Consider the following 12,435-nt stretch of genomic DNA (forward strand, 5'->3'; position numbering starts at 1 on the left):
ATAGAGCTTTCGTAATCAAAAATCCACAATTGACAAGATTATCAAAATTTGATGCTAAACAATAGATGATAAAATCGAACTCTGTTGATTTATAATCATGAGTTATGTGATTGTAGTAAGCTTAAATTTGTTAGGTATGTTTTATTATTTATTTCTTATATATTCCTTATCACTGGCTTATTTTTACAAGCTAAAATAACACAGACAATACGCATAAATTATGAAACTTGTTCTCTAATATCTGTTAATGAAGGAGTTTCATGGAATAAAAATTTAAATTTGATAAATAACAGGAATTTACAAAATGATTGCGAAAGATGCTTTACAAAAGCTATATCCAGAGATTCTGTCAACATGTTTTGTGTTTTAGATTTGTAATTGTAGATTGTTTTCAATCCAAAATCTAAAATTGACAGACCCATCATTGAAAATTCTCTATACTAATCATTGTCCTGATTCATTAGTAATTTTTGTTTCGTTATTTAGCTTATATAGGTAAGGATATTTCCTGAATTATAAGGTTTTCATAAAAAATATGAGGGATAGAAGAAATAACTTGTTGCTTACAATATTATTCCTGCTCATACTATTGCTTTATTTACCATTTATCTGACTAAATAATTATAACCAAGCTTCAAATACACACCTTTCATAAGATCAAAATTTTGAAGTACCATGCCTTATCAACAAATGGTTGCCAGACCCATGTTAAAGGTTTTATCTATAAAAGCAAAGCATGATAAATCGCATATGCAATTTATCCATGCAAGCAAAGTAATTGTGGTGACGATCATTTTTGTTCCCGCTAGATTACATCATCAAACAAGCAAGCAACAATCACCTAAACAGTTACATTACCACCTTCGACAACGACAGCACCCTTGGGGTATAGAAAGCATCGGTCTGAATATCTCTTTAAAGCAATTGCACTAGCCAGAAAACCAACGGAGTGCAGAGATGAACATTTTGAAAACACAGTCATACAATAGGACAGATCTTATGGAAAATCCTATTAGCCTAATCATTGCTTGTTTTAGAGACCAAAAAGAAGCTGCTGAAGTACTTGAGGAGCTAAAGCTACTTAAAAAAGAAAAAACTATCGGCCTTTGGAATGCAGCAGTTATTACTAAGAATCAAAACGGTAAGCTGTCTCTGAAAGAGATAGCCCAAACAGTAGGAATTAAAAGTGATGCGGGTATTTGTGGCATTTTAGGTGCCATTATCGGCATTGTTGCAGGTGGGCCAATTGCAGGCATTGTGTTAGATACCGCACCCCGTGCTTTTAGTGGAAAAGTGATAAATTTGGGGTTTGACAACCGAGAACTTAGAGAAATTGGGGACTCTATGGTTCCTGGTAGTTCTGCCATTGTTGCCATTATTGAAAATAAGTGGGTTGAAGAACTGGTTTATACCCTGACAAAAGTAGGAACCGAAGTCATTCGTCAGCAGCCCAAGGATACAGTAGCCGACGCGATCGCTTTTGATGGTTGTTTTGAGGATACAAACAAAATAAGTACAAAAGTTGCTTTGTAAAAACTAGAACAACACCCAAATCTGTGTTGACCAGAGCGAGGTTCTTGGCAACTTTGCAAACCACGCTAACTTAAAAACGCCCAGGATCGTCATCCAGTGCTAACAAGAAGTTAATCAAATCTGTTTGCTTCTCACGACCCACATAGAATTCATGACCAGTACCATCGAGATTACTCCTCACCAAAGCAGGGTTAGCTTTGTTGGCTGCTATAACTTGAGTGCGAAGTTCCTCATCTAGCAAAGCGCGCAAGCTACTAGCAGGATCGGCGGGTATGCTTTGACTGAGAGTACCAGTCAATCCCAAGCCTGTGGGGTCAACTATATTAAAGCTGCCATCTGAGTTAACTTGCAAACTTCCAGCCCTGACCGCTGCGCCACCATCGTGCAAATATGGCGCGCTGAAGTAAAGACCACGTAAGGAAGTAGTTTTATAACCTCCCTCTGGCAATATGCCTGTGGGTAAAGTTGTCGAGTCAACAGAAATGCCTTCTGTTGGTACATCCAGGACTGTAGCATCAGCAGGTACAGGAACAGGTGTATCGAGGCTATATATTTTTGGTGGCACTAACAAATCATTATCATCTGGGTTGTTTGTGTCGGGACTGAAAACCAAACCGTTGTATGTAAACAAAGTGGGTTGTAAGTCTGGATAAGTACCCGTACCAGGTGCAGGGATTTGATCTTCTAACTCTGCTTGGATCACATCTGGTGCAACTTGCCGTAACCACTCTGAAGGTTTCACTGGTTGTCCTGGTGGTAAACGCAGGCGTGGATCGGCAGCATTCTGGAGAAATGTACCAATGTAGACTTCTGAGTCAATGCCAAGAGTTTTTTGACTTAGTTGGGCAGCTGCTAACAGGTTAATCTCTGAAGAGTGGACTGCATTGTTCACAGCGCTGAGTCCAGCAAAGGGGCCAACAGCAAACTGTCCATCAGCTAAATAAGGATGTGTCTGAAAAGTGAAGATACTGGGAATTTGAGTAGTATTGTCGATGCCATCTGGGGAACTCTCGAAGTGACCAAAAGGCACATCCAATACAGCATCGTCGAAGGCTTGCTCAAATTTATCAGGGTCGGGTAATGTGACTAATTCTTGCTAAGGTTGGCTGACTTGCCATCAACCAATTTGATAGCAGAATGCCAAAAAAACTAATGATGAAAACGAAGACTAAAAAGAAAATTCGGGCTTTAAATGCAAAAAGTCCCCTAAATACACTTTTTTTAGGGATTGTTTTTTTATTTTTCATAGTGATGCGCTTTTGATTTATGTAGTTAGGTAAAGTGTGCAAATACTGATATGCACATAAAATTGAGGCTTTTTATGACGGAATATCATACTTGTAAAATTCAGTATTTACTGAGCGATCAACAGATTTTGCAACTCAAATTAATATTGTGAAAATACTTGAAATATTCGCTGCTATCCTTACTAAGGCAAATATGTAGACACCTTCACACTACTAGGATGCTCATATCAAAATCAAACACATCTATAGCTATTAAACAAAATTAGTTGATCGCACCAGTAGTAAAAGTTAGTAGAAAATTGCTATGAGCTACACTGGGAGACTCAGGCGTTTGAGTCCGTTTTCACGGACTTGGGCTATGAGGGTTGAACTTGAGTTCAAGGCATACTCAGGGCGAGGTGCAACTCAGGTGAGTAGAGGTTTAATCATGTATTATTTTTTTATTATTTTTAATATTTCTTTAGATATGTTTATATTATGCCTAAAGTAAGAGGCAAATAACACCAAAGTAAGAGCAAATATAAAATAAAAACCGTTTTCTTTTGGAAGAGCCTAATTTTTGCAGTCTCTTCTTATAAAATGACACATTTAATAAATCTCTTGTTGTATGAGTTATTTGTTTCTGGAAGAAAATTTGAATAAAAAGCAAATTCTTGTTGTCGACGATGTCATCGATAATTCTTTGCTACTGGCAACAATCCTAGAGTCTGAAGGCTATCAAGTTGACATTGCATCTAGTGGATATACAGCAATTGCTAAAATTGAAGCCAATCCACCAAGCTTAGTATTGTTGGATTTAATGATGCCTGAATTAGATGGTTATGAGGTTGCCAAATGGATTCGACAAAACCAGCCTTCTGTTGCAATTGTGATCGTGACTGCCTATGACGAATTACCAACATTCGATCAGCAGCAATTACAGATAGATGGATTTCTTCACAAACCCATCAATATTGATGAATTATTGATGCAAGTGCAGGCTATTCTAGAAAAATAATGAAGGGGAAAATTACGATATAAAATATCTTACTAAAAATTAGTCAGATAGTTTCTGATTTAAGTTAAATAATGACTAATAATTATCTCAGTAACAAAAAGCTATTTTTTGATATTTGGGCATTAAGCTACGACTTATTTGGCCCAGTTTTGTTGACGATTTTTGCCAAAAAATAGGGATAAAATCAGTGAACAAATAAATTACATGACTTATATCATCTCAGACTAATTGCTTACGATATAAAGCTTGGGCATTGAGGAGCCAGTGCGGTGGACTCCTTTCCCGGCATAAAGGAGCCACTGCGCCCTTGGGGGTTCCAAGAGTTGTAGCACGTGGCGTCACCTGGCGTCATCAGACATGGGAAAATCATCAGTATTTTAATTACCAATTACCAATTACCCATTACCCATTACCGACCCCAACGCATAATATAAGTGTTCCAGTGGACATGATATTATTTATCTTGGTAATGCATGAATACCACAGGCACAATTCCCAGCTTTCTTCCTAACTCAGATAATTGAAACTTACGCCGAAGTGATCGCGGTAATTCTTCAAAAGAAATGGGTACAAAACCAAACCGGTGATAAAATTCAGCCAGACGCTGACCTAGACACTCCAGGTATAGCGGTTGAGTAGCAGCATGGATTAAATGCTGAGTCAGAACACTGCCCAAATTGCGATCGCGCCAATTTGGTTTAACCACTAAACTACCAAGTTCTTGTGCGCCGGAAAATTTACGTAGTTGTCCACAAGCGACTATTTGTTGATCATATTCAATTACCCAGAATTGTTGCCACTTTAATTGTGTAGGGTCAAGTTTAGCTGACAGCACCAACCACCGAATTGACCAGATGTCAGCTGGTGTTGCTTTGCGGAGAATACAATCACTTGGCAAAGATAAATCATCTTTTTTCATCAGAAAATTCGGCGCAAGTAAAAGCAAATTCGCGTTACACTTTTAATAATTAGTAATAAATTTTTTATTGCTCATCTTGGCTATACCAATTTTAAAAAGGATTGCGACCGATGAAATGACATCAATCCAAAATCTTGTTAGAGTATTAGCTAGCAATTCAAAGAGTGAACAAGTATGTAAAAAAAATAAATATTTAGTAGAAGTTACTGTTTGAAATTTACAGACTTATAAAAGTTTATATTAACCATTCCGTTGAGCGTTCCCCTAAATCTAAAGGAATACTGACAGCTTTTCCAAGTCGTGGACGTTCCCGTGTTCCTTGAATAAATTCTTGTACCTGTGCTGTTCCACCTAAGTAATTCAAATAGTTTGCAATACTATCCAAATGCTCTTGGTACTCAGCCTCACTTAAGGGAAAAGAAGCTTGTTCTAAATATTTCCACATGACTTGCAAAAATATTTTACCTTGAGTGCGGCGCAGTTGAACATCATAAGAGCGCCCCCACTTTTCTAGCAGCAGTTGACGTAATTCTTGTCCTGTCATGACCGTTCTCAATTATATTTTACATTTAGTTATGATGTTAAGTTCAGTTACTCAAGTATGATAAGAATATAAAGAAATGTAATGCTACAAGAAAAGATGCTAGAAATATCTTAAAAAGAAAAACTGGCGTCTTTGTGGGCATGGTCATCAAAACATAGGCATGAGTCTCTCGATAATTAGAACTCAAGTCAAAATTGTTTACAAAATACACCAAGAACGCATAAATTATGGCTCAATTTTCCGAATCAATGGACGTACCCGATATGGGGCGACGCCAGTTCATGAATCTTCTGACTTTTGGAACCGTGACCGGAGTTGCCGCAGGGGTATTATTTCCCGTTGTCAAGTATTTTATCCCGCCTGCTAGTGGTGGTGCTGGCGGTGGTACAACTGCCAAAGATGAATTAGGTAACGATGTCAGTGTCAGCAAGTTTCTAGAAAGCCATAATGTGGGCGATCGCGTTCTAGTGCAGGGACTAAAAGGCGACCCTACTTATATTGTGGTAGAAAGCAAAGAAGCAATTGGTGATTACGGAATTAATGCAGTTTGCACCCACTTGGGTTGTGTTGTACCTTGGAACGCTGCTGAGAACAAATTCAAGTGCCCCTGTCATGGTTCTCAATATGATGCAACTGGTAAAGTTGTCCGGGGACCTGCACCGCTATCTTTGGCTTTGTCTCACGCCTCTACACAAGAAGACAAAATTGTCCTCACTCCTTGGACAGAAACTGACTTCCGGACAGGCGAAGAACCTTGGTGGGTCTAAATTTCAGTACCAGCCACAGTAAACAGTTAATGAACAAGCAAACCTGATAACTGTTAACTCTGATAACAAATCTCCTGTATTATTTGACGTTGCTCCTAGAAACTAGTCCTTAAGAGATGAGAAAAGCCTTGACACCAGCGAGACTAACTCGTAGTGCTAGAGTAATTACCAAAACATTGCTCATTGCGATCGCTACTTTGACATTTTTCTTCACTAGCGATCTAGCCCTTCCTCAATCTGCCGCTGCTTATCCATTTTGGGCCCAGCAAACCTATCCCGAAACACCCCGCGAACCAACAGGACGGATTGTATGCGCTAACTGCCACCTAGCAGCTAAGCCAGCGGAAGTAGAAGTTCCCCAATCAGTTTTGCCTGACACAGTATTTAAAGCGGTAGTAAAAATTCCTTACGACACCAGCGTTCAACAAGTAGGTGCTGACGGTTCTAAAGTTGGTTTGAACGTCGGTGCTGTGTTAATGCTCCCAGAAGGCTTCAAGATTGCTCCCGAGGATCGCATTCCTGAAGAATTAAAACAAGAAGTAGGCGATGTTTACTTCCAGCCATATAAAGAGGGACAAGATAACGTCCTCCTTGTCGGACCCATCCCTGGCGAACAGTACCAAGAAATCGTCTTCCCAGTTCTTTCTCCTGATCCCGCCAGCGACAAGAACATTCACTTCGGTAAATATGCAGTTCACTTGGGTGCTAACCGGGGACGCGGACAAGTTTATCCCACTGGCGAAAAGAGCAACAATACTGTTTACACAGCTTCCGCTACTGGCACAATTACCAAAATTGCCAAAGAGGAAGATGAGTATGGTAGCGTTAAGTATCAAGTCAGCATTCAAACTGACTCTGGCGAAACAGTTGTCGACACAATTCCAGCTGGCCCTGAATTGATTGTCTCTGAAGGACAAGCAGTCAAAAATGGCGATGCTTTGACCAATAATCCTAACGTTGGTGGCTTTGGTCAAGATGACACAGAAATCGTACTGCAAGATCCCAACAGAGTTAAATGGATGATTGCATTTGTTTGCTTGGTAATGTTAGCTCAAATCATGCTGATTCTGAAGAAGAAGCAAGTTGAAAAAGTCCAAGCGGCTGAAATGAATTTCTAAATTTTGATTGCAATTATCATGTGTGGGACAGGCAATGTGCCTGTCTTTTTTTATGGGGTAACAATTGTCATGGCGATCGCATTGTAGCCAGCTAGCCTATTGATTTACACATATCACAACTCGCTGCACAGGCTGCTTGAGTGTGGAATACCCTATCTTTTTTTTCGGTATCCACACCATTACTTAATTTTCAAGTCTCTGTTACATTTATTTACATAAAGCAACAAAACTTAAATAAAGGGGCTAAAAATTTATGATGGCTATCTTGATTGGATTATTCGTTGTCGGTTGGGTAGCAGCTTCCTTACTGGGTTCTATGGCTTACTTCCTGGGAGAACAAAGAAAGCCTATCCACGAACGTAACTGGCGTTCTGAGTCTTTTGAAAAACTGGCTAAATCCATTACTGGTAAGGATATAGACTACAGCGATCGCACTCCTGCCTATGGGATGGATGCCTATGCCAGCAATGCACTTCCCAACTAAAGTACAGACATTGGGTTTGTTTCACAAAAAAGTGGTTTGTTTGAGAGTATGTAAATACCCCCAGTGAATAACTGGGGGTTTTGTTTTTGGCATCAAAGCTTCAACCGGCTAAAAACTTCTTCCAGTTAGCTTGAGCTAACTTTAGCTTTTAGCCCTAACTTTAGTTAACGGCTGATTTTTGAGCAGTCTCAACCGTTAATACCTGCGGTGGTGTTGCATCAGGTGGATAGAGAAAATCTACCTGGACTAATCTCTTGTCACCAGGCTTCATGTTCAACACTACTAAAGGTTCTCCAGCCTGACCGCGCTTTTGCACCAAATGCACAAACTGAGTTTGCTGTTTACCTTGATCATCTTTGTAGCCTAAGCGGACTGTTCCACGGAAAAACACTTGTTTTGCTGGTGTACTCAAAAAGCGTAACCCTGGTTTGACTAACTGGTCTTCTTTCAGGGGTGTCTGCATAGATATAGTTACTTTTTGTGGTGTCTGCGTGTTGTTAGACAACGGGAACTTCAGGCTGTATTGTATGCCGTAATTGCCATGAGCTAGATAGGCGGTGTCAGGATAACGTACTAGCATGGGTGCGCTTTGAATTTGACCAGTCCCCAAAGTTCCACCAGGGACAGTACTCAATGCATAAGAATAAGCTTGACCAGGCTGGGGAATAGTTAGATATTTAGATTTAGGACTATCTGTAATAAAAGCCCGCCAAAAAGAACCGTTTGCTACACCTGCAACACGTCCATAAATTATAGGTTTGTCACTTTTTTCTAAAGGAGTAGGAGTTTTGTCTCGCGGTCCGGCTAAATTAGCATTATTAAGTAAAATTTGCCATTCCTCTAAAGTCGGTGGGCGCTCGCTACCATCAGAGTTGGTTTTTGCAAACATTGCTAAACTAGCTGCGTAGACAGTACCACTACTATGCAGTCGCACCAAAGCAGATCGACCATTTAAAGGTGGGGTGAGTCCCTTGACAGGAATTGGTGCATTCAACAGCATCTGACTTTGTCCTGGCGGAATCACAATTTGGGCAGGAAATATCTTTTGGCGACGTCCACGTAAGACATCATTCATCACGCGATCGCCTGGCCCAGCAAAAACATTGCCCAAAAGATTTTTACTCAAGGATGGCAATTCCACAAAGGGTGCATCTGGCTGACTTAAATAAGTTGCCCCTTGAAACACATTAATCTTTACTGGTTGTTTACCTGGATTATGTAGGATTATGCCTAGATACAGCGATCGCAAGTCATTTGGGGTGGGTGCTTCCGCAACATGATGGGCAAAAATATCAAATCTTCCTTTAAAGGGATAGTTGAGATGTGCTGTTGGGACTTTCTTGTCTTCACCAGGAAAGGTAGAAAGGAGAATTCCTTCAGTCAGAACTTTTTCTGGACTATTGCTATTAAAGGTTGGTATTCGATCCAGTTTTCCTGGCAAAGGACGTACTTGTTGAGTTTGTACTACTTCTTCTGGTGGTGATGGTGGCAGAGGAATTGTTTGAGCGATGGGAAGAATTAGTAAGATTGGCAACATATACCTAGAGAAATTTTTCCACAAACAGACGCAAAAAATATTATCAAAGTGCCACTCTGTGAATAATTAATAAAAAATCAGCAACTATTGAGGAAGATTTTTCTTTAGTCAAAATAGAAACGTGGATAAAGATGCAAACTCTTAATTGGAAATGTCGGGGGTAATCTAGTACTGAATAATATAGAGCTGCAACAGGCAAATTTGCCGCAGTTATGGCTAATATCAATATTCTCTGTCTCTACCACCAATTGATCTAAATTCAACGTTGTATGCAACACAGTTTCACCAAAATTAGCATTGGACTCCACGCTTAATTGCCTCTGCTTTTCGGTCAGGCTACAGCAGTTCCTCCCATCGGGTCAGAGTTCTGCAATTTTTTCCAGTATTCGATTACCCACAAATTGCATATCCACAGGTAACAATCGCCAAGAAAGTTAAATCATGAGAGAACTAATGAAGTTTAGCCAGTTCAATCAATAAATCATCAGAGGAATTTGACTGTTGATCAGGTAGCCAAGTTTCAAAATAAATTAATAGCAACCTTCTCTTCATAAGGAATATTATTTAAAATAGAAATACCCTCCATAATAAATTGACAGGGAGCAAGTTAATGGCGGTTATAGCAGTCGTGGACTACGACATGGGAAATTTGCACTCAGTCTGTAAAGGTTTAGAAAAAGCTGGGGCAACTCCTAAAGTTACAGATTCTGCAAAGGAATTAGAAAAAGCAGATGCGATAGTATTACCGGGAGTAGGTGCATTTGACCCGGCAGTACAACATTTAAGATCGCGGAATTTAGAAGCACCCATCAAAGCAGCGATCGCATCTGGCAAACCCTTTTTAGGTATTTGTTTGGGATTGCAAATTTTGTTTGATTCCAGTGAAGAAGGCTGTGAACCAGGACTAGGAATTATCAAAGGAAAAGTACGCCGCTTCCGTCCAGAACCAGGGATTACTATTCCCCATATGGGTTGGAATCAACTCGAATTGACTCAACCAAAATGTCTTTTATGGGAATATTTAGCACCTCAACCTTGGGTATATTTTGTCCATTCTTATTATGTTGACCCCGCTGAACCAGAAGTCCGCGCTGCTAACGTCACTCACGGTAGTCAAACAGTGACAGCCGCTATTGCCCACGAAAACTTAATGGCTGTCCAGTTTCACCCCGAAAAATCTTCTAATATCGGATTGCAAATTCTGTCTAATTTTGTTGCCCAAGTCCGCGATCGCGAAGAAATTGCTGCTTAAAATCAAGTTAATTTTTGTAAATTTCTCTCATTATTTCACCTGTTTTATTCACTCCACCATCCACATCGAGAATGATGGAAAAATTCTGCTCAAAAGTGGTGGATAGTTATTTCATGCAACAGCAATTAGTTAATATTTTATGTGAACCACTTTTTGCGATGATAAAGTTAGAGCGAAAGTGAGTTTGTAATTTAAGTCTGCGTTAATTTCGACCCCAAGCTCATGGCTCTGAGAATTTACGGTAATCGCCCGTTAAAAACATTACCAGGTAAAGATACTAGACCTACAAGTGCGCGGGTGAGAGAAGCCATATTTAATATTTGGCAGGGAACAATAGAAGGATGTCGCTGGCTAGATTTGTGTGCCGGTACAGGTTCGATGGGTGCGGAAGCATTGTGTAGAGGAGCAAAAAGTGCGATCGCGATCGAACAATCCAGTCGTGCCTGTGCAATTATCCAACAAAACTGGCAACAAGTAGCCAAAGATGAACAGGAATGGAAAGTGCTACGCGGTGATGTAATGCAGTGGTTGCCAAAACTCGCTGGACAGCAGTTTGATCGAATTTACTTCGATCCGCCTTACGCTAGTCAAGTTTACCAGCCAGGATTAGAAGCGATCGCATCATACCAGTTATTAGATGCTGATGGGGAAATAGCAATAGAACACAGTCTTCAAAATCATACACCGCTCGTAATTCCCGGTTTAGAAATTTGTCGTCAAAAAATTTACGGAAACACGGCCATTACTTTCTACAGAACAACAGAAACAGAAGATTGATAAGAAGACGTGGGAGAACAAGGACACAGACAATTAAAAAATTTTAATTTTTGTTTTTAATTGTGTCTCCCCATCACCCCAACATCCTATTTCCCCAATAATTAACAGTTATCAGTTTCACAAGTGGGTATCATATACCTGATAACTATTCACTGTTCACTGAATTTAACCTCCCAACTGATTGGGACGTTTATATTGCTGGTAGGCTTTATAAAATAATCCAGCCAGAGTTACGAAGATGAGACCCAGAACAATGCCATCTAGTAGGGGTTCAACCACTTGAAATCTCCTTGTTGCAGTTGTTAAAGATTTATGTCCTTTTCCCAATCTTACCAAATTTGGCATCAATCCCATGTCTGATGATGGTTTTAGGCAACAACAGAACACAGAAAATATAGATTTGTGCTTGCAAACACAATCAAAGAAATTTTAAGCTATGTGTATGAAATGAAAAACATTTGTACACCTAATTTTGACAGCAAAAAAATTTGGATAACCAAATTACCCAACCTAAAATCATGATTCAGCGCATCGCTTTGATGGCTCTGGCAATTTTGCTAGTGCTTGTCTTGGGGATTTTTGCTGTTCGCATAGTCAGAGCTTCCGACCCCTATGTCAAGACAGTTTTATCCCTGACTGGCGATCCGATACAAGGACATGCCATCTTTCAAATCAACTGTGCTGGTTGTCATGGTTGGGAAGCAGATGGTCGTGTCGGTCCCAGTTTACAAGGAGTCTCCAAGCGCAAATCACCCTATGGTCTAATTCATCAAGTGATCAGTGGCGACACTCCTCCTATGCCAAAATTCCAGCCTAGTGCCAAAGAAATGGCAGACCTGCTTAGTTATTTGGAAACGCTGTAGTTTAGTTGGTGGTTGATGGTTGGTTGTTGCTGGTTTATGATTCCAAACAACAAACAACAAACAACTAACAACCAAGATCAATGACCATTGAAGTAGACTACCGCTTTCCTGCGAGTGTAGATCCCCATAAACAAGCCAAAATAATCGCCGTGGAGCAAACAGTCAGAACTTGGGATGCACGTTTTGCCCATAGAGAAGCAGCTTTGCGATCGCACTTAGCAGAAGTAGTCTCAGTCCAAACCGAAACCGAAACAGGTCACAGCCTTGCCACTATTCACTTTCCCAAAGCTTTGCCCCAGAAAGTTTGCCACCAGGTTCACTGCGTCGGTCTGTAAGTTTTCGGATAACCTCTAAGTGTGAATCAATCATAGACCACCACAACACCAACGCATCAGCC

At 40.1% G+C, this 12,435-nt stretch carries 13 protein-coding genes and 1 pseudogene; 9 read left to right on the forward strand and 5 right to left on the reverse strand.

The annotated features are described in order from the left end of the window. Positions 1-999: 999 nt before the first annotated feature. Complete coding sequence (locus UYK_RS0105085; RefSeq protein ID WP_009458077.1) at positions 1,000-1,533, forward strand: DUF1269 domain-containing protein; 534 nt, start codon at positions 1,000-1,002, stop codon at positions 1,531-1,533. A gap of 70 nt (positions 1,534-1,603) precedes the next feature. Here UYK_RS0105085 and UYK_RS0105090 read toward each other — a convergent pair whose 3' ends face one another. After that, positions 1,604-2,563, reverse strand: coding sequence for a hypothetical protein (locus UYK_RS0105090; protein WP_009458075.1), 960 nt, complete (start codon positions 2,561-2,563; stop codon positions 1,604-1,606). Positions 2,564-3,387: 824 nt separating this feature from the next. Here UYK_RS0105090 and UYK_RS0105100 point away from each other — a divergent pair. After that, positions 3,388-3,777 (forward strand): response regulator transcription factor, encoded by a 390-nt coding sequence (locus UYK_RS0105100; RefSeq protein ID WP_009458073.1) that lies wholly within the window; start codon positions 3,388-3,390, stop codon positions 3,775-3,777. A 454-nt stretch (positions 3,778-4,231) separates the two neighbouring features. Here UYK_RS0105100 and UYK_RS0105105 read toward each other — a convergent pair whose 3' ends face one another. Together UYK_RS0105105 and UYK_RS0105110 are read right to left on the reverse strand one after the other, a co-directional pair. Next, positions 4,232-4,696, reverse strand: a complete 465-nt coding sequence (locus tag UYK_RS0105105; protein WP_009458071.1) for a GNAT family N-acetyltransferase — start codon at positions 4,694-4,696, stop codon at positions 4,232-4,234. Between the two features lie 235 nt (positions 4,697-4,931). Further along, the gene (locus UYK_RS0105110; RefSeq protein ID WP_009458069.1) at positions 4,932-5,240 is read right to left on the reverse strand and encodes a DUF3067 family protein; all 309 of its coding nucleotides are present in this window, start codon (positions 5,238-5,240) and stop codon (positions 4,932-4,934) included. A 227-nt stretch (positions 5,241-5,467) separates the two neighbouring features. Between UYK_RS0105110 and petC the strand changes: the two genes are divergently transcribed. The 3 genes from petC (at position 5,468) to UYK_RS0105125 (ending at position 7,609) form a co-directional block, all read left to right on the forward strand. Next, on the forward strand, positions 5,468-6,007 hold the full coding sequence (gene petC, locus UYK_RS0105115) for a cytochrome b6-f complex iron-sulfur subunit (RefSeq protein ID WP_009458067.1): 540 nt from the start codon (positions 5,468-5,470) through the stop codon (positions 6,005-6,007). Between the two features lie 116 nt (positions 6,008-6,123). After that, entirely contained in the window at positions 6,124-7,125 is a 1,002-nt protein-coding gene (gene petA / locus UYK_RS0105120; RefSeq protein WP_009458065.1) for a cytochrome f, read from the forward strand. 253 nt (positions 7,126-7,378) lie between these two features. Continuing rightward, entirely contained in the window at positions 7,379-7,609 is a 231-nt protein-coding gene (locus UYK_RS0105125) for a photosystem II protein, Psb35-related (RefSeq protein ID WP_009458063.1), read from the forward strand. 160 nt (positions 7,610-7,769) lie between these two features. Here UYK_RS0105125 and UYK_RS0105130 read toward each other — a convergent pair whose 3' ends face one another. After that, positions 7,770-9,146 (reverse strand): DUF3370 domain-containing protein, encoded by a 1,377-nt coding sequence (locus UYK_RS0105130; protein WP_009458061.1) that lies wholly within the window; start codon positions 9,144-9,146, stop codon positions 7,770-7,772. 610 nt (positions 9,147-9,756) lie between these two features. Here UYK_RS0105130 and hisH point away from each other — a divergent pair. Next, the gene (hisH, locus tag UYK_RS0105135) at positions 9,757-10,398 is read left to right on the forward strand and encodes an imidazole glycerol phosphate synthase subunit HisH (protein ID WP_009458054.1); all 642 of its coding nucleotides are present in this window, start codon (positions 9,757-9,759) and stop codon (positions 10,396-10,398) included. 222 nt (positions 10,399-10,620) lie between these two features. After that, the gene (rsmD, locus tag UYK_RS0105140) at positions 10,621-11,175 is read left to right on the forward strand and encodes a 16S rRNA (guanine(966)-N(2))-methyltransferase RsmD (protein ID WP_009458052.1); all 555 of its coding nucleotides are present in this window, start codon (positions 10,621-10,623) and stop codon (positions 11,173-11,175) included. A gap of 165 nt (positions 11,176-11,340) precedes the next feature. Here the strand turns inward: rsmD and petG are convergent, their stop codons facing one another. Then, the gene (petG, locus tag UYK_RS24825; protein ID WP_062250465.1) at positions 11,341-11,454 is read right to left on the reverse strand and encodes a cytochrome b6-f complex subunit V; all 114 of its coding nucleotides are present in this window, start codon (positions 11,452-11,454) and stop codon (positions 11,341-11,343) included. Positions 11,455-11,663: 209 nt separating this feature from the next. Between petG and UYK_RS0105150 the strand changes: the two genes are divergently transcribed. Both UYK_RS0105150 and UYK_RS0105155 read left to right on the forward strand, forming a co-directional pair. Beyond that, entirely contained in the window at positions 11,664-12,038 is a 375-nt protein-coding gene (locus tag UYK_RS0105150; protein WP_016871041.1) for a c-type cytochrome, read from the forward strand. Positions 12,039-12,118: 80 nt separating this feature from the next. Then, a pseudogene (locus UYK_RS0105155) lies at positions 12,119-12,328 on the forward strand (ribulose 1,5-bisphosphate carboxylase); the annotation flags it as partial. Positions 12,329-12,435: the final 107 nt, after the last annotated feature.

This window comes from Fischerella thermalis PCC 7521, assembly GCF_000317225.1.
Taxonomy (GTDB): Bacteria; Cyanobacteriota; Cyanobacteriia; order Cyanobacteriales; family Nostocaceae; genus Fischerella; species Fischerella thermalis.

What these genes read in the sequence shown, in the direction of transcription:
- UYK_RS0105085 (WP_009458077.1), top strand. Translation starts at nt 1,000, where the DNA reads ATGGAAAATCCTATTAGCCTAATCATTGCTTGTTTTAGAGACCAAAAA.
- UYK_RS0105100 (WP_009458073.1), top strand. Translation starts at nt 3,388, where the DNA reads ATGAGTTATTTGTTTCTGGAAGAAAATTTGAATAAAAAGCAAATTCTT.
- UYK_RS0105105 (WP_009458071.1), bottom strand. Translation starts at nt 4,696, where the DNA reads ATGAAAAAAGATGATTTATCTTTGCCAAGTGATTGTATTCTCCGCAAA.
- UYK_RS0105110 (WP_009458069.1), bottom strand. Translation starts at nt 5,240, where the DNA reads ATGACAGGACAAGAATTACGTCAACTGCTGCTAGAAAAGTGGGGGCGC.
- petC (WP_009458067.1), top strand. Translation starts at nt 5,468, where the DNA reads ATGGCTCAATTTTCCGAATCAATGGACGTACCCGATATGGGGCGACGC.
- petA (WP_009458065.1), top strand. Translation starts at nt 6,124, where the DNA reads ATGAGAAAAGCCTTGACACCAGCGAGACTAACTCGTAGTGCTAGAGTA.
- UYK_RS0105125 (WP_009458063.1), top strand. Translation starts at nt 7,379, where the DNA reads ATGATGGCTATCTTGATTGGATTATTCGTTGTCGGTTGGGTAGCAGCT.
- UYK_RS0105130 (WP_009458061.1), bottom strand. Translation starts at nt 9,146, where the DNA reads ATGTTGCCAATCTTACTAATTCTTCCCATCGCTCAAACAATTCCTCTG.
- hisH (WP_009458054.1), top strand. Translation starts at nt 9,757, where the DNA reads ATGGCGGTTATAGCAGTCGTGGACTACGACATGGGAAATTTGCACTCA.
- rsmD (WP_009458052.1), top strand. Translation starts at nt 10,621, where the DNA reads ATGGCTCTGAGAATTTACGGTAATCGCCCGTTAAAAACATTACCAGGT.